A 19,897-nucleotide genomic window follows, 5' to 3' on the forward strand; every position below is an offset into this window, starting at 1 on the left:
GATAGTAAAATAGTTACATGATTATTTTACAAGCTAATAAAATCGAACGTTCTTTTGCGGGCGATGTTCTATTTGAAAATATTAATCTACAAGTAGATGAAAGAGATCGTATTGCTCTCGTTGGTAAAAATGGAGCAGGTAAGTCGACACTATTAAAGATATTGGTCGGGGAAGAAGAGCCAACTTCTGGTGAGATTAATAAGAAAAAAGATATTTCCCTTTCTTACTTAGCACAGGATAGTCGATTTGAATCCGAAAATACTATCTATGACGAGATGCTTCACGTCTTTGATGACTTACGTACTACTGAAAGACAACTTCGCCAAATGGAGCTAGAGATGGGGGAAAAGACAGGTGCAGAACTCGATAAGCTCATGTCAGACTACGATCGTCTATCTGAAGAATTCCGTCAGGCTGGAGGATTTACCTATGAAGCTGATATTCGCGCCATTTTAAATGGTTTTAAGTTTGATGAGTTTATGTGGCAGATGAAAATTGCTGAGCTTTCTGGAGGTCAAAATACAAGATTAGCCCTAGCCAAAATGCTCCTTGAAAAGCCAAATCTCTTGGTTTTGGATGAGCCGACCAACCACCTGGATATTGAAACCATTGCCTGGTTAGAAAACTATCTGGTTAATTACAGTGGTGCCTTGATAATTGTTAGTCACGACCGTTATTTCCTCGATAAGGTAGCAACCATAACGCTCGACTTAACCAAACATTCTTTAGATAGATATGTAGGAAACTACTCAAGCTTTGTGGAGCAGAAAGAGCAGAAGTTACTGACTGAAGCTAAGAACTACGAAAAGCAACAGAAGGAAATTGCTGCTTTAGAAGACTTTGTTAGCCGAAATCTTGTTCGAGCTTCAACTACCAAACGTGCTCAATCTAGACGTAAACAACTGGAAAAGATGGAGCGTTTAGATAAGCCTGAAGCTGGGAATAAATCAGCCAATATGACCTTTCACTCTGATAAAACATCTGGTAATATTGTGCTGACAGTTGAGAATGCTGCTATTGGATATGATGGAGAAATATTATCAGAGCCTATAAACCTCGACCTTCGTAAGATGAATGCCGTAGCAGTTGTAGGTCCGAATGGGATTGGAAAGACAACCTTTATCAAGTCTATTGTTGATCAGATCCCTTTTATAAAGGGTGAGAAGCGTTTCGGTGCGAATGTTGAAGTTGGCTACTATGACCAAACTCAAAGTAAGTTGACACCAAGTAATACAGTTTTAGATGAACTTTGGAATGATTTTAGATTGACGCCAGAAGTGGAAATCCGAAATCGTTTAGGCGCCTTCCTTTTTTCAGGTGATGATGTAAAGAAATCAGTTGGCATGCTTTCAGGTGGAGAGAAAGCTCGCTTGTTACTGGCTAAACTATCAATGGAAAATAATAACTTCCTGATTCTTGACGAGCCGACCAACCATTTGGATATTGATAGTAAGGAAGTTCTGGAAAATGCACTAATTGACTTTGATGGAACTCTTCTATTTGTCAGCCATGACCGTTATTTTATCAATCGTGTCGCTACACATGTTCTGGAATTGTCCGAAAATGGTTCGACCGTCTATTTGGGTGATTATGACTATTATGTTGAAAAAAAAGCAGAGTTGGCAGCTAGTCAAGAGGAAGAAGCGTCAACTTATAGCCAAGAAAAAGTGGCTTCTCCAGTTAATGACTACCAAGCTCAAAAGGAAAGTCAAAAAGAACTTCGTAAATTGATGAGACAAATCGAAAGTCTTGAGACAGAAATCGAAGAGCTGGAAACTCAAGCCCAAGTTATCTCTGAACAAATGCATACCACCAATGATGCAGATGAACTCATGCAATTACAAGCAGAACTTGATAAGATTAGTCAGCGTCATGAAGAAGCTATGCTGGAGTGGGAAGAACTATCGGAGCAGGTATAGATATAAATAAAAAAGCAGTGATAATACACTGCTTTTTCAATTATTAATAATATTTTATCTATAATCCACCCTGAGGGAATCGAACCCCCATTTCAAGAACCGGAATCTTACGTGATATCCATTACACTAAGGGTGGAAACTTCCCTCATTATATCAAAAAATATGGTGTAACTCAAGAGTCATCTAAAAGATGAAATATAACAATAAAAAAGGATTTAGACAATACCTAAATCCTTTTAAATGTTTATTTTTTTTCAAGAAGTGCTTTGATTTCTTGAAGAACTTCCAATTCAGTTGGAGCTGCTGGAGCTTCTTCAGCAACTTCTTCTTTCTTACGAAGGTTTTGAGCTTTTTCAATAGCTTTAATCATGAAGAAGAGAACAGTACCAATTACAACGAAGTTGATAACAGCGCTCAAGAACTTACCATATGTAACACCATTCCAAGCAAGCTCAGCGATGTTTTGTACATTCGCAGCTTCCAAGGCTGGGTTCAATAGAAGTGGAGTGATGATATCATTAACAAATGAATTGATGATAGCACCAAAAGCAGTGGCGATGATCACACCGACAGCAAGGTCAACGACGTTGCCACGGAGCAAGAAATCTTTAAGATCCTTTAACATAATCTTTTTCCTTTCGAAATTTTTCAGTCTAGATTATATCGTAAATTTATATTAAATGCAAGAAAGGTGCTTATTTTTTTTTAAATACGAAAAGCTTACTAAAAACGTAGTTGAGAACCACCATCGTAACTTGTGCAATGAAGATTTCAACTGTATTAATTTTATTAATATCATTTCCAACAAAGTAACCAATAATTTGTGGGAAGCATGTCACAAAAATAAAAGTTAGTAGAAGATCCAATAAAAAGGTGATAAGTCTTGCAGAGGTAAATTTAATTAATCGATTAAACCAGTTTTTTCTTTCTTGCTTAAATACAAATGTGTCATTTGTAAAGAAAGCAAATAGGATTCCAGCAATATTTCCCAAGGCAGTCGCAACTAACTCTTGATGAGTAAGATAGAAGATGACGATGCGGACAAATATTGATACTACGGTAGTAGCAACGCCGAAAAATAAATAAGATAAAATTTCGTTATCGAAGAATTTTTTAATGTATCTTTTCATAAGATTAGTATAGCATAAAGCATTTAAATGTGCTATACTAATAAAGTTGACTTGCTCAACCCTTGGTGCTTAGCTTCTTTCACCAAGCATATTAGACGCGGGATAGCCGCTAAAGGAGAAAACATGAAAAAACTTACTGTCCGCGATTTGGCTGACATTGCCATTGTCGCAGCAATTTATGTGGTTTTGACTATTACACCACCACTCAATGCCATTAGTTATGGAGCTTACCAATTCCGTATTTCTGAAATGATGAATTTCCTAGCTTTTTATAATCCTAAGTACATTATCGGTGTTACTCTTGGATGTATGATAGCTAATTTCTTCAGTTTTGGACTCATTGATGTCGCTGTAGGTGGAGGATCAACTCTTGTCTTCCTAAGCTTAGGAGTTTGGTTGTTCAGTAAATATAGTAAAGACTATCTTTTTAATGGATTGATTCGAAAAGATCATTTCTTCTTTTCAATTCTATTTTCAATTTCAATGATCACTATTGCTGCTGAATTAAACATCGTAGCAGAAGCACCATTCTTCTTTACATGGTTCACTACTGGTATCGGAGAATTCGCTTCACTAATTGTTGGTGCAATTATCATTGGTAAAATTGGTCAACGTATTGATTTGACTAGATAAAGACATCTTATCAACCATTCGTAAAAAGGGCTGAACTTTGTTCAGTCTTTTTCTTTGACAATAAAATAGATGCTCATTAAAAGTGGTATAATAGGTTAAAAAAGGCGGTTTAATCATGATAGATTATTTTTTGATTGGGATAAAATCGATGATGAAAAGCTCGGTTTTGACTTTTGCTATTTACTTTATTTCCTTCCTTCTTTTACTGATTCTATGGCGTCGTTATGTCATTGTGCGTCAAAGTGGTGGAAACTATTTTGCCCCGTTTCATATTGCTAAGGGAAGATTATACATTCACACGATTATTCTTTTTAGAAAAAGGATTGTTCCTCTGGCTGAAGTTAGACAGATTGATATTGATTACGTTCGAGGGAGAAGAATGAATGGGGACAGGTATCATCTGTACTTTACAAGGAAAGATGGAAAATCTTTTACTTTTCATTTTGGAAAAAGCAAAAGAAACGAGGAGTTATTGAAAAATCTTGCCAATGTGGCCAAGAAGTGCCATATTAAAATCTATTATTATTATTAAGAGTCGATTGCTAAAATTGAATTGTTGTCATTTGTGACAATTGTCAAATCCAGGAGAGTAGCTAATATGCTTCAACTACAAGTAATAAGAGAAGATAATCAACTGAGAAACTTATTGATGAAAGAATGCGATATTCTCTTTTATGACCAGTTGAAAGAGGTTGAATTTTCTCAGAACAATGAAGTTTATTCTCTTTCGCCCATAGCCTTTGCTAAAGACGGTAGTGGGGGAGAATATGTGATTCTTGAGGATGAGAGTATCGGCTTTATAGGGAGTGAAGGCCAAGTTGGTCGGGTAGCAGAAAGTCTTGACGACTTGCTTACTTTCTTACTCCATGCTGGTTCTATCACTGATTTTTCTTGTCGTTTACTCTATCAAAACAAGGATTTGTTGGTAAAATTCTGTCAAGGATTTCTCAATAAAGCACGAGAAAACTACCAGTCAAAAGGCGAAGAGTGGGATAAAGTGAGAGCTGGACTTGTACAATAGTTGGGACTCGAATTTCAGCCAGAGAAACTGCAAGAGTTAGCGTTCAATTTTTATCATTCAGCGATAAGAACCCCTCTATTCACTTGTAAATATGGTCATGGTGAGAATGAATATGTCAGCGATTCTGTTTTATCAGATATTGTCGGCTTGTGGGTTTCAGAGCTTGTAGGATTGACTGCAGAAGAAATTGAAGCTTTTGCTAACATTCAAATGTAAAGAACAAGAATTTATTCCACTTCTTCAGCATTTTCACATCTGACCCAGGATAGTTTTTTACCAAAACTTGTAGCTAAGAAGTTAGCTCGTCCAAGTGAATTGGTTTTACTTGAAGGTATTCTTGCCAACGTGTTTGTTAATATCGCTATTTTGTCTTCAATCTTAGTCAAAGATGCGTCTGCAAAACTTTGGATTATATTGTCAGCAATTTCTATGTTTGTATTTTTATCAAACGAGCACATTGCTGCAAATTTTGCGTCATTTAGTATTGTTAAATTTAGCATTGTTTCTAATGAAGTTCAGCATTTCGAAATCGCAAATATTCTCCGTCATTGGGGTGTCACCTTTGTTGCTAACTTAATAGGTGGTGGTTTCTTGATTGGATTACCATATGCCTTTTTAAATAAAAATGAAGAGACTTATGTAGACTAAAAATTATCAATTGAAGTGGGGAGAAATGCTAGGTTTCTCTCTTTTATTTTAGTTAAAAATATATTAATTATAATAAATAGTTCTAGAAGTTCAGGAATTGTTTTCAGTGATATTAGAAGTCTAAAACCTTAAAACTACAAGAGTGTAAACGATTCCGATAATTTTAAAAAATATTAGTGATTGATTTAGGAAAGCCTTCCCATAATTTCGATCTTATGTTATAATATTCACAAATAAAAGTTTTAGGAGTTTATATGGTCTCATCAGAATTTATTTCAAAAATAGAATTTGCTTGTAAGAAAAAGGAAAGTCTTTACAGTCAAAGTAAATTCAAATATGCAATTCGTTCAATGTTTGCAGGTGCTTTCCTTACCTTCAGTACAGCTGCTGGAGCTGTTGGTGCTGACTTGATCAATAAAATCGCTCCTGGTAGCGGACGCTTCCTTTTCCCATTTGTTTTCGCTTGGGGATTGGCCTACATTGTCTTCTTAAATGCTGAATTGGTAACATCTAACATGATGTTCTTGACAGCTGGTAGCTTTTTGAAAAAAATTAGCTGGAGAAAAACAGCTGAAATTCTTCTATATTGTACTTTCTTTAACATAATCGGTGCCCTTATCGCTGGTTGGGGATTTGCTCATTCAGCAGCTTACGCTAATCTAACACATGATAGCTTTATTTCTGGAGTTGTAGAAATGAAGTTGGGACGCTCTAATGAACTAGTTTTACTTGAAGGTATTCTAGCGAATATCTTTGTAAACATCGCCATTCTTTCATTTGTTTTAGTTAAGGATGGTGGCGCAAAACTTTGGTTGGTTCTATCAGCCATTTACATGTTTGTATTCTTAACAAATGAGCACATCGCCGCAAACTTTGCATCCTTTGCTATTGTGAAGTTCAGTGTTGCTGCTGATTCAATCGCGAACTTCGGTATTGGAAATATTCTTCGTCACTGGGGTGTAACCTTTATTGGTAACTTTATCGGCGGTGGTCTACTGATTGGATTGCCTTATGCCTTCTTAAACAAGAACGAAGATACATACGTAGACTAAAAGTTGGATTGATTCCAACTTTTTCTTTTTGTTTTTCCATGCTATAATGAATGTAGTAATGTTAAATACAGAGGAAAATCATGAACGAAATTAAATGTCCAAATTGTGGGGAAGTTTTTACAGTTAATGAAAGCCAATATGCAGAGCTGATTTCTCAAGTTCGAACTGTAGAGTTTGATAAGGAATTGCATGAACGCATGAAGCAAGAGCTGGCCTTGGCTGAGCAAAAAGCCATGAATGAACAGCAGACAAAACTAGCGCAAAAAGACCAAAAAATTGCCCAGCTTCAAAGTCAAATTCAGAACTTTGATATCGAAAAAGAATTAGCCAAAAAGGAAGTAGAGCAAAGTGCTAGTCAAAGTCTGCTAGAGAAAGAAAAAGAAGTTCAAGCACTGGAGAATCAGCTGGCTACCTTACGCTTGGAGCATGAGAATCAACTGCAAAAGACACTGTCTGATCTAGAGAAAGAAAGAGACCAGGTCAAAAATCAGCTCCTTTTACAAGAAAAAGAAAACGAGCTTTCTCTGACTTCAGTTAAGCAAAACTATGAAGCCCAACTTAAGGCAGCAAATGAGCAGGTTGAGTTTTACAAGAATTTCAAGGCTCAACAATCAACCAAGGCCATTGGGGAAAGTCTGGAGCAGTATGCGGAAAGTGAGTTTAACAAGGTCCGTAGCTTTGCCTTTCCAAACGCTTATTTCGAAAAGGACAACAAGGTTTCTGCTCGTGGGTCTAAAGGAGACTTTATCTTCCGTGATTTTGATGAAAATGGGCTAGAATTCATTTCCATCATGTTTGAGATGAAAAATGAAGCTGACGGAACTGAGAAAAAGCATAAGAATGCCGATTTCTACAAGGAGTTGGACAAGGATCGTCGAGAAAAGAACTGTGAGTATGCCGTATTAGTGACTATGCTTGAAGCTGATAATGACTACTTCAACACAGGGATTGTGGATGTTAGCCACGAGTATGAGAAGATGTACGTCGTTCGTCCTCAGTTCTTTATCCAGTTGATTGGTCTCTTACGTAATGCGGCTCTTAACTCTCTTAAATACAAGCAAGAACTAGCACTTATCCGTGAGCAAAATATTGACATCACCCACTTTGAAGAAGACCTAGACGCCTTCAAGGTTGCCTTTGCTAAAAACTACAATTCAGCATCTGTCAACTTCGGTAAGGCTATTGACGAAATCGACAAGGCCATCAAACGCATGGAAGAGATCAAGAAATTCTTGACCACTTCAGAAAATCAACTCCGCCTCGCAAACAATAAGTTGGATGATGTTTCTGTAAAAAAATTGACTCGGAAGAATCCAACTATGAAAGCGAAATTTGAAGCACTAAGGGGAGAATAGGAGGATCCTATGCAGATACGAAAAGCAACCATGAAAGATGCTGAGGCCCTACTGTCTTTATACGAAGACTTGGGCTATCCAACGACCGCTTCTAAGCTGTCTCGACGTTTAGAAATGATTCTTTCTCAACCACATTATGGCTGTCTTCTAGCTGAAAAAAACGGAGAAATTTTAGGTTTTTTAGGTTATGCAAAGCTCTTCTTTTTTGAAGCAGATGGATCTTACTATCGTATTTTAGCTTTGTCAGTTGCAAAAGAAACAAGACGGCAAGGAATTGCTAGTAGGCTAATCGATGAATTGAAAAAACAAGCGATAAAAGAAGGAGTTGAGGCACTGGCTTTAAATAGTGGATTAACCGCTGAACGAAATGCTGCACATCATTTTTATCAGGCAGTTGGATTTGAAAAAGTGACTGCCGGCTTTGCCTTGCATTTAAAAACTCCACATAAATAGATTATGATAAAATAGTAGAGGGAACGAAGTCATGTCTTCAACAAAAGGGAAAACCTTATATTTTAACGATAAGAGCATGGATTATGTGACCTTTGGTAAAGGAAAGAAGCATCTCGTTATCATACCAGGATTGGGTGATGGACTACAGACGGTTAAAGGTATGGCTATGCCTTTTTCAATCACATACCGTGTACTTGCCGAACGTTACAAAATTTATGTTTTTTCTAGAATCAATGAGTTGAGGCAGGGATATACGACACGGGATATGGCAGCAGATGTAGCAGAAGCAATGGAGACACTAAACCTAGATACCGCCTATGTCATGGGGATTTCACAAGGTGGAATGATTGCTCAATGGTTAGCTGTGGATTTTCCAGAAAGGGTTAAAAGACTCATCCTAACAGTGACAACAGCAAAGCCTACTCAACTTGCTAGAGAACGAATTGAGCATTGGCAAAACCTCAGTCAATCTGGAAATTTTAAGCATCTCATGCTGGATATTGCAAAGCACTCCTACATGCAAAAGAGCTATCAAAAGTGGCGGTTGCTTTATAATGTCATGGGAATCTTTGGTCATATTAAAGATAAACAACGAATTGATATTCAGTCTGTATCTTGTCTGAAACATGATAGTCTAGATTTTTTGGAAAAAATCAACTGTCCTACGTTAATCATTGGAGCAGAAAAAGATGATGTTCTTGGCGTAGATGATTCGCTTGAATTGCATCAGCATATCAAAGATAATCAGCTCACCATTTTGCCAGAGTGTGGGCATGCACTCTATGAACAGAATAAGGATTTCCAAAAGAGAGTTTTAGTATTTTTAGAAAGTTAATAAATGAACGGTATTATCAACTTAAAGAAAGAAGCAGGCATGACCTCGCATGATGCGGTTTTTAAATTACGTAAGATTTTAGGAACCAAGAAGATTGGCCATGGTGGTACCTTGGATCCGGATGTTGCGGGCGTTTTACCCATTGCTGTAGGGAAAGCGACTCGCATGGTAGAGTTCATGCAGGATGAGGGGAAGGTCTACGAGGGGGAAATCACTCTGGGATATTCTACAACGACCGAGGATGCTAGTGGAGAAATAGTTTCTGAAACTCCTGTTTTGTCTCCACTGGATGAAAAGCTTGTTGATGAAGCGATTGCGAGTTTGACTGGTCCTATCACTCAAATCCCACCAATGTACTCAGCTGTCAAGGTAAATGGTCGCAAGCTCTATGAGTATGCGCGTGCTGGTCAGGAAGTCGAGCGTCCAGAACGTCAGGTGACCATTTATAGTTTTGAAAGAACCAGTCCCATTTCCTACGAGGATAAACTTGCGCGTTTTACCTTCCGAGTAAAATGTAGCAAGGGAACTTATATCCGTACCTTATCGGTTGACTTGGGAGAGAAGCTTGGTTATGCAGCTAACATGTCTCATCTTACACGAACTAGTGCAGCTGGTTTACAGTTAGAAGATTCCTTGACCTTAGAAGAAATTGCCCAAAAAGTAGAGGCTGGAAAACTAGATTTTCTTCATCCTCTAGAGATTGGGACAGGGGATTTAGTAAAAGTAAACTTGACTCCTGAGCAGGCAGATGAAGTCCGTTATGGTCGTTTTATTGAGTTAGAGTGTAGCGAGAAGGAAGTTGCCGCTTTCGAAGGTGAGAAGTTACTTGCTATTATGGAGAAACGTGATCATCTCTACAAACCAAGAAAGGTTTTCTCTTAAAATTATACTGAATAAACGATTTTTATCTACTAGTCTAAAGATGAGATGCTCTCATCTTTTTAAAATATTAGCCAATAAATAGTTTTTACATTTTATGTCTTAAAAAACCATTGAAAATACAGTGTTATTTGACAGTTTTGCTTACTTATGATAAGATTTAATTTAAGAAAAGCTAGAGAAAAATAGAGGATATTATGAGTATTGAAATGACTGTCAGTGAGATTGCTGAGGTCTTGGGACTATCCCGACAAGCAATCAATAATCGTGTCAAAGAATTACCAGAAGAAGATATTACAAAAAACGACAAGGGTGTTACTGTTGTTACTCGCAGTGGATTGATCAAACTTGAAGAAATCTACAAAAAGACTATCTTTGAAGATGAACCTGTTAGTGATGAAGTTAAGCAACGAGAACTCATGGAAATTCTTGTTGATGAAAAGAATGCTGAAATCATTCGTCTTTATGAGCAATTGAAAGCTAAAGATAAGCAACTGGCTGAAAAAGATGAACAGATGCGTGTAAAAGACCGCCAAATCGCTGAAAAAGATAAGCAATTGGACCAACAACAACAGTTAACTCTTCAAGCTATGAAGGATCAAGAAACACTTCAGTTGGAGTTGGATCAAGCTAAGCAAGAAGTACAAGCATCGAAGAAAGGCTTCTTTGCTCGCTTATTTGGCAAATAAGAAAAAACTGCTTGGTTTCTAGGACTAGACCAGGTGGTTTCTTTTTACAAATCAATAAGGATTGATAAAATGGAAACATTACGAGAATATATCTCATTTGATTTAGAATTCAATAAACACCAGGATAAGACTCATTTGATTCAAGTATCAGCGGTACATTTTAAAGACGGTGAAGAAGTAGGAGCGTTTGACTCTTATGTCTACACTGATGTTCCTTTGAAAAGTTTTATCAATGGTTTGACTGGTATTACTTCGGAGACTCTCAAAGATGCTCCAAAGGTAGAAGAAGTTCTCCAAAAGTTTCAAGATTTCGTTGGTAACTTGCCCCTTGTTGGATACAATGCTGCAAAGAGTGATTTACCGATTTTACTAGAACATGGGTTTGACTATCGTGATCAATATAAAGTCGATCTTTATGATGAGGCTTTTGAACGTCGTAGTTCTGATCTACACGGAATCGCTAATCTAAAATTGCAAACTGTGGCTAGCTTTCTAGGATTTAAAGGGCAATCTCATAATAGTTTAGAAGACGCTCGCATGACTGCGCAAGTTTATGAAGCTTTTCTGGAGTCGGATGAGAGTAGACTGTTACTCGATTCTCAGAGTAGTCTCAATTCGAATCCATTTGGTGCCTTAGATCTATCACAGCTTTTTGATTAGGAGTTTTTATGAAACCTGAAAAACCGAAAAAATTGGGTTTTAAAAAGATTTACCTAAATCTAGATAAAATCCTCTTTCTATTCTTTCTGATCTTTATGTTGGTTGACTATATATGGTTGCCATTAAACTCAGTGATAGCTGGATTTTTACTAAGTCAGACTGGATATTTGTTTATTTCCTACAACAATATTTTTGAGATTATAAAAAACGCACCTATAGTCAGTCTTGGATTTGTAATCTTAATAGCCATCAATCTGCTGGTAGCCTATTTTCAACTCAGTATTCTCTTTATTGGAGCCCGTCATCTCCTTTATCATGAAAAAAGAACTCTCATAGAATATAGTCGAAAAGTATTCCGTGAAAGCCTTGCTTTTATGAAGAAGTTGACTATTTCTAAAGCATTATTTATCTTTCTTTTTGTAGCAATGCTATTTCCGTTTATCAGAAAGATATTTAAGATTTATTATTTCAATAAAATCGTAATTCCGGAGTTTATCCAAACTTACATGGAAGATAAATATTGGATGTGGTGGGTAGCTATTATTAGCTTATCACTTTTATTCTTCTATGTTTCGGTTCGGTTGATGTTCGCATTACCAAAAGTCTTTTACGAAAAGATGTCAGTTAAGGACTCCGTTCTTTATAGTCTTGAAAAAACCAAGAATAACTTTTGGTTTTATGCCTGGCATTTATTCTTAATTATTGTAAAGACAAACCTATTCTTTTACCTACCTCTCATCCCTATATTATCAATTCAGTTTATAGTAGATAGCATAACACAGAAAGAATCCCTAGTTCTTGCTATTATTAACTTTGTTCTCATCAAGAATTTTCACTATATGGCATTAACCTATTTCCTTGTTAAATTCTCTTCTTTTCTAACAGGAGAAGAACTTGACATTATGCCAAGACGAGAGAAAGATCATATCATGAGATGGGGTGTGATGGTCTGTGCAAGTACTTTCTTTGCAATTGAAGGTTATGCTTATTTGGAAGCACCTGTAGTCAATCCGCCACTTGTAATTTCCCATCGTGGTGTATCAAATGGCAATGGAGTACAGAATACAATCCAATCCTTGGAAAAAACTGCTCAATTAAAACCGGATTTAATTGAGATGGATGTCCAGGAAACCAAGGATGGTCAGTTTGTCATGATGCATGATGCCAATCTTAGAAGTTTAGCAGGAATCAATAAAACGCCACAGGATTTAACCTTAGAAGAGTTACAAGAGATTGATATACACGAGAATGGTTATGAGACAAAGATTTCGAGTTTTGATGATTACCTGAATCGCGCAAATGAATTGCATCAGAAACTACTTATTGAAATCAAGACTAGCCACAAAGATAGTCCGCAAATGATGGATCATTTTCTCGAAAAGTATGCTGCAAAAATTAAGGTTTATGGTCATCAAATGCAATCCTTGGATTACCATGTTGTTGAGAAAGTAACTCAGTATGACAAGGATATTCCTGTTTACTTTATTCTTCCCTATAATTCTGTTTTTCCTAGAACGGTTGCGACAGGCTACACAATGGAGTACTCTACTTTGGATGAATATTTTGTCACGAAACTATGGAATACTGAGCAAAAACTCTATGTATGGACAATCAATAGTTCCGAATCTTTTAATAAGTCTTTTCACCTAGGTGTTGACGGAATGATTACGGATGACTTGGAAAAAATAAAAGAAGAACTAGAAACTGCTCAGGAAGATCCTGAATATAGTGACTTATTGCTAAATAAAGCAACTGAATTATTTGCTTTTTAACATAAATTAAAAGAGGCTGTGTACCAGCCTCTTTTTGATAATCTAATTAAAATGGTAATTTACCTGCGAATGCACCAAGTTTCTTCTTAGTAGTTTCGTCAATTTGCTCGAGAGCAGCATTGAGTGCTTGGACAGTCATATCAGATAGTGTCTCAATATCTTCTGGATCTACGACTGCTGGATCAAAATCAATTTTAACGACTTTTTTATCACCAGTTAATGTTGCAGTTACCAGATTTTGAGCAGAAGTTCCAACAAATTCAGTAGCAGCAAGCTCAGCTTGACTTTGTTCCATTTGTTTTTGAAGTTTTTGAGCTTGGCGCATCATGTTTTGCATATTCATCATGGTGGTTTGTAGCTTCCTTTTCTTTTATTTTCCATTTTATTTTAACAATTTTAATTGGAAAAGTCTAATTAAAATTTCAGGATAGCTATATATATCAACCAATGGTTTAAGGTTTCTTTAAGCTTTCTATATTATTCTGAAGAACTCTATATTAATCGAGAGCTAGAAATGACAGATTAGAACTCAATTTTGCCAAAAACGTGATTTTGATACTAGTTTCTAGCTAGAGGGACCTAGTATTTATTTTAAGATAGTGCTAGATTATGATATAATAGGAAAGAATGAGTTTTTAGTACAAACCAAAGGAGAATCAATATGATTTATGCTGGAATTTTAGCAGGTGGAACCGGCACGCGCATGGGAATTAGTAACTTACCCAAACAATTTCTTGAGTTGGGAGATCGCCCAATTCTAATTCATACAATTGAAAAATTCGTCTTAGAACCAAGTATTGAAAAAATCGTTGTTGGGGTTCATGGCGACTGGGTGACACATGCAGAAGATTTAGTTGAAAAATTCCTTCCACTCCACAAGGAACGTATCATCATTACAAAAGGTGGGGCTGATCGTAATTCTAGTATTGAAAAGATTATTGAAGCCATCGATGCTTACCGTCCACTAACAGAAGATGATATCGTAGTAACACATGATTCGGTTCGTCCCTTTATCACTCTTCGTATGATTCAAGACAATATCGCTCTTGCTCAAAAACATGATGCGGTTGACACTGTGGTTGAAGCGGTGGATACAATTGTTGAAAGCACAAATGGTCAGTTTATTACAGATATTCCAAATCGTGCTCATCTTTACCAAGGACAGACTCCACAAACATTCCGTTGTAAAGACTTTATTGATTTGTATGGTTCATTATCAGCAGAAGAAAAAGAAATTTTAACAGATGCATGTAAAATCTTTGTCATTAAGGGTAAAGATGTGGCCTTGGCTAAAGGTGAATACTCAAACCTTAAAATTACAACAGTTACAGACTTGAAGATTGCTAAAAGCATGATTGAGAAAGACTAGAGACATGATTAATCAAATTTATCAACTGACAAAACCAAAATTTATCAATATTAAATATCAGGAAGAAGAGATTGACCAAGAGAATCATATCCTCATTCGACCAAATTATATGGCGGTTTGTCATGCGGATCAACGCTATTACCAAGGAAAGCGTGATCCCAAAATATTATCTAAAAAGCTTCCAATGGCTATGATTCATGAGTCTTGTGGAACTGTTATTTCTGATCCAACAGGTACCTATAAGGTTGGTCAGAAGGTTGTTATGATTCCAAATCAACCACCTATGCAAAGTGACGAGGAGTTCTATGAAAACTACATGACAGGTACCTACTTCTTGTCAAGTGGTTATGATGGATTCATGCGTGAGTTTGTTTCTCTTCCAAAAGATCGTGTAGTAGCTTATGCTGACATCGAAGATACGGTAGCTGCTATCACTGAATTTGTCAGTGTTGGTATGCATGCCATGAATCGTTTTTTGACAGTTTCTCATAGCAGAAGACAGAGAATAGCTGTCATTGGTGATGGTAGTCTAGCCTTTGTCATGGCAAATATTATCAACTATACCTTGCCTGAAGCTGAAATTATCGTAATTGGTCGTCACTGGGAAAAGTTGGAACTCTTCTCTTTTGCTAAAGAGCTTTACATCACTGATAGTATCCCAGAGGATCTTAGTTTTGACCATGGTTTTGAATGCTGTGGTGGTGATGGATGCGGACCTGCTATTAATGACTTGATCCGTTACATCAAACCACAAGGGACCATTTTGATGATGGGTGTTAGTGAGTATAAGGTCAACATCAACACTCGGGATTCATTGGAAAAAGGCTTGTTACTAGTCGGCTCTTCACGTTCAGGAAGAATTGACTTTGAAAATGCTATCCAAATGATGGAAATTAAAAAATTTGCCAATCGTTTGAAGAATATCATTTATCTAGAAGAACCAGTCAGAGAAATTAAAGATATTCACCGAGTTTTTGCAACTGACTTAAATACCGCATTTAAGACAGTCTTTAAGTGGGAAGTATAATGGAGGATTATTGTGAAGGAAATCGTTAAAGCAAAGATTGCTTCCTTATTGTCAGCTGACGAAGAAATTCAGAGCGTTGAACAATTGGGGGGGATGACCAATCAAAACTATTTGGTTAAAACAACCTCAAACCAGTACATCGTTAAGTTTTTTGGTAAAGGTACTGATAAATTAATCGACCGCCAGAATGAAAAGTACAATCTTGAGTTGTTGAAAGATTTAAAATTAGATGTAGAAAATTATCTTTTTGATATCGAAGCAGGTATCAAGGTTAATCAGTACATCGAAAATGCTGAGACACTTAATTTTAATACCATTAAAACTAAATTTGAAAAGATAGCTCCAATTTTACAAACGATTCATGCTTCTGGTAAAGAATTGAAAGGAGAGTTTGCTCCTTTTGAGGAAATTAAAAAATATGAATCATTGATTCAAGGGGAGATTTCTTATCCTAATTATGAAGCTGTCAGAAAGGCTGTATTTTCTCTGAAAGAAGAGCTTGAACAAATTGGAATTGACAAGAAATCATGTCATATTGATTTGGTTCCAGAAAACTTTATTGAAGGTCCAGACGGACATCTTTATCTAATTGATTGGGAATATTCTTCTATGAATGATCCTATGTGGGATTTGGCAGCCCTCTTCCTAGAATCTGAATTTACAAGTGCAGAAGAAGAAGACTTTTTAAGTCATTACGAGAGTGACAAGACTCCAGTTTCAAGGGAGAAAATTCGTATTTACAAAATCTTGCAAGATATCATTTGGAGTCTTTGGACTATTTACAAAGAAGAAAATGGTGCAGATTTCGGAGATTACGGAATCTCTCGTTACAATAGAGCAGTAAAAGAATTAGAGTCTGAAGGAGATTTAAATGAAAACTAAAAATGGAGTTTCTTTTGGGCTACTATCAGGTGTGTTCTGGGGATTAGGATTAACTATTAGTGCTTATATCTTTTCAATATTCACGGATTTATCGCCCTTCGTAGTAGCAGCAGCACACGATTTCCTAAGTATTTTTATCTTGCTAGGATATCTTCTAGTTAAGGAAGGCAGAGTTCGTTTTTCAATCTTCTTGAACATTCGAAATGTCAGTGTTATCATCGGAGCTTTACTAGCCGGTCCGATTGGTATGCAGGCCAATCTCTATGCGGTTAAGTATATTGGAAGTTCATTAGCTTCGTCAGTCTCAGCTATTTATCCGGCAGTCTCAGTCTTGCTTGCCTTCTTCTTTTTGAAGCACAAGATTTCCAAAAATACAATTTTTGGTATCTTTCTAATCATTGCTGGGATTATTGCTCAGACCTATAAAGCAGAGCAGGTTAATTCTTTCTATATAGGTATTCTATGTGCTTTGATTTGTGCTTTTGCTTGGGGAAGTGAAAGTGTTCTGAGCTCCTTTGCTATGGAAAGTGACCTCAGCGAAATTGAAGCTCTCTTGATTCGTCAAGTTACATCCTTCTTGTCTTATCTTGTTATTGTGCTTTTCTCGCATCACTCATTTGCAGAAGTGGCAAATGGGCAATTGTTTGGTTTATTGATAGTCTTTGCAGCATTTAATATGATCTCTTATCTCGCCTACTATATGGCTATCAATCGATTGCAGCCAGCAAAAGCTACTGGATTAAATGTGAGTTATGTAGTATGGACTGTTTTATTTGCAGCAATTTTCTTGGGTTCACCCCTTAATTTGCTAACCATCATTACTTCACTTATCGTAATGGCTGGTGTTTACATTATTATTAAAGAATAAAGGAGAAAGCGCGTGAAAGCGATCATCTTAGCAGCGGGCTTGGGAACTCGTTTGAGACCCATGACAGAAAATACTCCCAAAGCCTTGGTTAAAGTCAATCAAAAACCTTTGGTTGAATATCAAATTGAATTTTTAAAAGAACGTGGAATTGATGACATTATTATTGTCGTAGGTTATTTGAAAGAACAATTCGACTACCTTAAAGAAAAATATGGTGTTCGTTTAGTCTTTAATGATAAGTTTGCTGATTACAATAACTTTTACTCTCTTTACTTGGTAAAAGAAGAGTTGGCTAACAGCTACGTTATCGATGCGGATAACTATCTTTTCAAGAATATGTTCCGTAATGATATCGAACGTTCTACTTATTTCAGTGTTTATCGCGAGGACTGTGATAATGAGTGGTTCCTAGTTTACGGAGATGATTACAAAGTTCAAGATATTATTGTTGATAGCAAAAATGGACGCATCTTGAGTGGTGTATCATTCTGGGATGCTCCAACAGCTGAAAAGATTGTTGGTTTTATTGATGAAGCCTATGCAAGCGGCGAATTTGTTGATCTCTATTGGGACAACATGGTTAAAGATAATATCAAAGAATTAGATGTTTACGTAGAAGAGTTGGAAGAAAATTCTATCTACGAAATTGATAGTGTCAAAGATTATCAAAAATTGGAGAAGATTCTCTCTTCACAAAAATAAGCAGTTTTTATGAACTGATACCTGACCTATTTTTACTTGACTTTTTAGGCTTGATGCAGTATACTAGTGAAAATTTAACCTTTAAGGGAAGTCCAGAGAGACTCACAAGGTGTCAGAGAAAAGAAACTACGATAGAAGCAGGTAAGCAAGTGCTTATTTGGTACTTTTGTGTGAATATCTTAACTGAAACCTTGCAATTGCAAGGTTTTTTCTTTATCTGATCCCCTTAAAATTTAAGGAGGAAAAGTTATGAATCCAAATTGTAAAAAACGAATGGGTGCCATTCGCTTAGATGTTATGAGAGTAGTATCTCAGGAGGAAATCGCGCCAGCAATCTTTGAGCTTGTACTTGAAGGAGAAATGGTGGAAGCTATGAAAGCGGGCCAATTTCTTCATTTGCGTGTACCTGATGATGCCCATCTCTTACGTCGTCCAATTTCGATTTCATCAATAGATAAGGCGTCTAAGCAATGCAGACTTATCTATCGAGTTGAAGGAGCAGGAACAGCAATCTTTTCAAGATTAAAAACAGGTGATAGCATAGATGTTATGGGACCTCAAGGAAATGGCTTTGATTTATCTGATTTAGACAAGAAGAATCGTGTTCTTATAGTTGGTGGTGGAATCGGAGTGCCGCCCTTACTTGAAGTAGCTAAACAACTGCATGATCGTGGTGTTGAAATAACAACTGTTTTAGGATTCGCTACTAAAGATGCTGTTATTTTGGAAGATGAATTATCCAGATTTAGTCAGGTCTTTGTAACGACTGATGATGGATCTTATGGTATTAAAGGAAACGTATCGGTAGTGATTAATGAATTTGACACAGAATTTGATGCCATCTACTCTTGCGGTGCACCTGGTATGATGAAATATATCAATCAAACCTTCTATGACCATCCAAGAGCTTATCTATCTCTAGAATCTCGTATGGCCTGTGGCATGGGGGCTTGCTACGCTTGTGTCCTGAAAGTGCCAGATAGTGAAACAGTTAGTCAACGTGTGTGTGAAGATGGGCCTGTATTTAAAACAGGAACTGTTGTTTTATAAGGAGAGTGTCATGACTACAAATCGATTACAAGTTTCTCTACCAGGCTTAGAATTAAAGAATCCTATCATTCCTGCTTCAGGCTGTTTTGGTTTCGGACAAGAGTATGCCAAATACTATGATTTGAATCTCTTGGGCTCTATCATGATTAAAGCTACAACCCTTGAACCACGTTTTGGTAATCCAACTCCTCGAGTGGCTGAAACACCTGCTGGTATGCTGAATGCCATTGGTCTACAAAATCCAGGACTAGATGCCGTTCTCTCTGAAAAGTTACCTTGGTTGCAAAGAGAGTATCCCAATCTTCCAATCATTGCCAATGTTGCTGGATTCTCAAAGCAAGAATACGCAGCCGTTTCTAGTGGTATTTCCAAGGCACCTAACGTGAAAGCCATTGAGCTCAATATTTCTTGTCCAAACGTCGATCATGGGAATCACGGACTTTTGATTGGGCAAGACCCAGATTTAGCTTATGATGTGGTAAAAGCAGCCGTAGGGGCATCAGATGTGCCAGTTTACGTTAAATTGACACCAAGTGTAACTGATATCGTGACCATCGCAAAAGCAGTAGAGGATGCAGGTGCTAGTGGTCTCACTATGATCAATACCCTTGTTGGTATGCGCTTTGATCTCAAAACTAGAAAACCAATTATTGCCAATGGTACTGGTGGAATGTCTGGGCCTGCAGTTTTTCCGGTAGCTCTTAAACTAATCCGTCAAGTAGCTCAAACAACTAATCTTCCAATCATTGGTATGGGAGGAGTTGATTCAGCTAAAGCCGCTATAGAAATGTATTTGGCGGGTGCGTCAGCAATAGGAGTCGGTACAGCAAACTTTACCAATCCTTATGCCTGTCCTGATATCATTGATAACCTACCAAAAGTCATGGACAAATATAATATCGAAACTCTGGAGCAATTGAGAAAAGAAGTAAAAAGTAACTTATAGTTTTTTA

The 19,897-nt window shown here is 36.9% G+C and carries 21 protein-coding genes, 1 tRNA gene, 2 pseudogenes and 1 riboswitch; of the genes and pseudogenes, 20 read left to right on the forward strand and 4 right to left on the reverse strand.

Going from position 1 to position 19,897, the window contains the following annotated elements:
- Positions 1-17 precede the first annotated feature (17 nt).
- Complete coding sequence (gene abc-f / locus HMPREF2957_RS06250; protein ID WP_070678178.1) at positions 18-1,919, forward strand: ribosomal protection-like ABC-F family protein; 1,902 nt, start codon at positions 18-20, stop codon at positions 1,917-1,919.
- A 64-nt stretch (positions 1,920-1,983) separates the two neighbouring features.
- Here the strand turns inward: abc-f and HMPREF2957_RS06255 are convergent.
- The 3 genes from HMPREF2957_RS06255 to HMPREF2957_RS06265 all read right to left on the reverse strand — a co-directional run bounded on the left by HMPREF2957_RS06255 (position 1,984) and on the right by HMPREF2957_RS06265 (position 3,049).
- Positions 1,984-2,055 (reverse strand) — tRNA-Arg (locus tag HMPREF2957_RS06255).
- A 108-nt stretch (positions 2,056-2,163) separates the two neighbouring features.
- Positions 2,164-2,544 (reverse strand): large conductance mechanosensitive channel protein MscL, encoded by a 381-nt coding sequence (gene mscL / locus HMPREF2957_RS06260; protein ID WP_070678179.1) that lies wholly within the window; start codon positions 2,542-2,544, stop codon positions 2,164-2,166.
- A 70-nt stretch (positions 2,545-2,614) separates the two neighbouring features.
- The gene (locus tag HMPREF2957_RS06265; RefSeq protein ID WP_004252703.1) at positions 2,615-3,049 is read right to left on the reverse strand and encodes a GtrA family protein; all 435 of its coding nucleotides are present in this window, start codon (positions 3,047-3,049) and stop codon (positions 2,615-2,617) included.
- A gap of 28 nt (positions 3,050-3,077) precedes the next feature.
- Positions 3,078-3,175: riboswitch (PreQ1 riboswitch) on the forward strand.
- On the opposite strand from HMPREF2957_RS06265, the gene HMPREF2957_RS06270 reads away from it, so the two are divergent.
- The 12 genes and pseudogenes from HMPREF2957_RS06270 to HMPREF2957_RS06325 all read left to right on the forward strand — a co-directional run bounded on the left by HMPREF2957_RS06270 (position 3,173) and on the right by HMPREF2957_RS06325 (position 13,046).
- A complete protein-coding gene (locus tag HMPREF2957_RS06270) occupies positions 3,173-3,682 on the forward strand; it encodes a QueT transporter family protein (RefSeq protein ID WP_004252705.1) in 510 nt (169 codons plus the stop codon). It overlaps the preceding riboswitch by 3 nt.
- A 115-nt stretch (positions 3,683-3,797) precedes the next feature.
- Positions 3,798-4,214: a hypothetical protein gene (locus HMPREF2957_RS06275; RefSeq protein ID WP_070678181.1), complete on the forward strand. Its 417-nt coding sequence runs from the start codon at positions 3,798-3,800 to the stop codon at positions 4,212-4,214.
- Between the two features lie 66 nt (positions 4,215-4,280).
- Positions 4,281-4,919, forward strand: a pseudogene (locus tag HMPREF2957_RS06280) (hypothetical protein).
- 12 nt (positions 4,920-4,931) lie between these two features.
- Positions 4,932-5,351, forward strand: a pseudogene (locus tag HMPREF2957_RS06285) (formate/nitrite transporter family protein); the annotation flags it as partial.
- Positions 5,352-5,605: 254 nt separating this feature from the next.
- Entirely contained in the window at positions 5,606-6,403 is a 798-nt protein-coding gene (locus HMPREF2957_RS06290; protein WP_070678183.1) for a formate/nitrite transporter family protein, read from the forward strand.
- Positions 6,404-6,483: 80 nt separating this feature from the next.
- Entirely contained in the window at positions 6,484-7,758 is a 1,275-nt protein-coding gene (locus tag HMPREF2957_RS06295) for a DUF2130 domain-containing protein (protein WP_070678185.1), read from the forward strand.
- Positions 7,759-7,767: 9 nt separating this feature from the next.
- Positions 7,768-8,211 carry a GNAT family N-acetyltransferase gene (locus tag HMPREF2957_RS06300; protein ID WP_070678187.1) on the forward strand — a complete coding sequence of 148 codons (444 nt, stop codon included), beginning with the start codon at positions 7,768-7,770 and terminating at the stop codon, positions 8,209-8,211.
- 31 nt (positions 8,212-8,242) lie between these two features.
- Positions 8,243-9,046, forward strand: coding sequence for an alpha/beta fold hydrolase (locus tag HMPREF2957_RS06305; RefSeq protein WP_070678190.1), 804 nt, complete (start codon positions 8,243-8,245; stop codon positions 9,044-9,046).
- A 3-nt stretch (positions 9,047-9,049) separates the two neighbouring features.
- Entirely contained in the window at positions 9,050-9,928 is an 879-nt protein-coding gene (gene truB, locus HMPREF2957_RS06310) for a tRNA pseudouridine(55) synthase TruB (RefSeq protein ID WP_070678192.1), read from the forward strand.
- Between the two features lie 194 nt (positions 9,929-10,122).
- Entirely contained in the window at positions 10,123-10,614 is a 492-nt protein-coding gene (locus HMPREF2957_RS06315; RefSeq protein WP_004252719.1) for a DUF536 domain-containing protein, read from the forward strand.
- A gap of 69 nt (positions 10,615-10,683) precedes the next feature.
- Positions 10,684-11,274, forward strand: coding sequence for a 3'-5' exonuclease (locus HMPREF2957_RS06320; protein ID WP_070678194.1), 591 nt, complete (start codon positions 10,684-10,686; stop codon positions 11,272-11,274).
- A gap of 8 nt (positions 11,275-11,282) precedes the next feature.
- The gene (locus tag HMPREF2957_RS06325) at positions 11,283-13,046 is read left to right on the forward strand and encodes a glycerophosphoryl diester phosphodiesterase membrane domain-containing protein (RefSeq protein ID WP_070678196.1); all 1,764 of its coding nucleotides are present in this window, start codon (positions 11,283-11,285) and stop codon (positions 13,044-13,046) included.
- 46 nt (positions 13,047-13,092) lie between these two features.
- On the opposite strand, the gene HMPREF2957_RS06330 is transcribed toward HMPREF2957_RS06325, so the two are convergent.
- The gene (locus HMPREF2957_RS06330; protein ID WP_006145479.1) at positions 13,093-13,392 is read right to left on the reverse strand and encodes a YbaB/EbfC family nucleoid-associated protein; all 300 of its coding nucleotides are present in this window, start codon (positions 13,390-13,392) and stop codon (positions 13,093-13,095) included.
- A gap of 315 nt (positions 13,393-13,707) precedes the next feature.
- Between HMPREF2957_RS06330 and HMPREF2957_RS06335 the strand changes: the two genes are divergently transcribed.
- The 7 genes from HMPREF2957_RS06335 to HMPREF2957_RS06365 all read left to right on the forward strand — a co-directional run bounded on the left by HMPREF2957_RS06335 (position 13,708) and on the right by HMPREF2957_RS06365 (position 19,890).
- The gene (locus HMPREF2957_RS06335; RefSeq protein ID WP_006149770.1) at positions 13,708-14,415 is read left to right on the forward strand and encodes an IspD/TarI family cytidylyltransferase; all 708 of its coding nucleotides are present in this window, start codon (positions 13,708-13,710) and stop codon (positions 14,413-14,415) included.
- Positions 14,416-14,419: 4 nt separating this feature from the next.
- A complete protein-coding gene (locus HMPREF2957_RS06340) occupies positions 14,420-15,442 on the forward strand; it encodes a ribitol-5-phosphate dehydrogenase (RefSeq protein ID WP_070678198.1) in 1,023 nt (340 codons plus the stop codon).
- A 12-nt stretch (positions 15,443-15,454) separates the two neighbouring features.
- The gene (locus tag HMPREF2957_RS06345; protein ID WP_070678200.1) at positions 15,455-16,324 is read left to right on the forward strand and encodes a phosphotransferase family protein; all 870 of its coding nucleotides are present in this window, start codon (positions 15,455-15,457) and stop codon (positions 16,322-16,324) included.
- The gene (locus tag HMPREF2957_RS06350; protein ID WP_070678201.1) at positions 16,314-17,192 is read left to right on the forward strand and encodes a DMT family transporter; all 879 of its coding nucleotides are present in this window, start codon (positions 16,314-16,316) and stop codon (positions 17,190-17,192) included. The genes HMPREF2957_RS06345 and HMPREF2957_RS06350 overlap by 11 nt, the downstream gene beginning before the upstream one ends.
- Before the next feature lie 12 nt (positions 17,193-17,204).
- The gene (locus tag HMPREF2957_RS06355) at positions 17,205-17,894 is read left to right on the forward strand and encodes a sugar phosphate nucleotidyltransferase (protein WP_070678203.1); all 690 of its coding nucleotides are present in this window, start codon (positions 17,205-17,207) and stop codon (positions 17,892-17,894) included.
- Between the two features lie 249 nt (positions 17,895-18,143).
- Positions 18,144-18,944 carry a dihydroorotate dehydrogenase electron transfer subunit gene (locus tag HMPREF2957_RS06360; protein ID WP_070678205.1) on the forward strand — a complete coding sequence of 267 codons (801 nt, stop codon included), beginning with the start codon at positions 18,144-18,146 and terminating at the stop codon, positions 18,942-18,944.
- Positions 18,907-19,890, forward strand: coding sequence for a dihydroorotate dehydrogenase (locus HMPREF2957_RS06365; RefSeq protein WP_083312344.1), 984 nt, complete (start codon positions 18,907-18,909; stop codon positions 19,888-19,890). Before HMPREF2957_RS06360 ends, HMPREF2957_RS06365 begins: the two co-directional genes overlap by 38 nt.
- Positions 19,891-19,897: the final 7 nt, after the last annotated feature.

It is taken from the genome of Streptococcus sp. HMSC062D07 (assembly GCF_001814215.1).
GTDB classification, from domain to species: domain Bacteria; phylum Bacillota; class Bacilli; order Lactobacillales; family Streptococcaceae; genus Streptococcus; species Streptococcus infantis_I.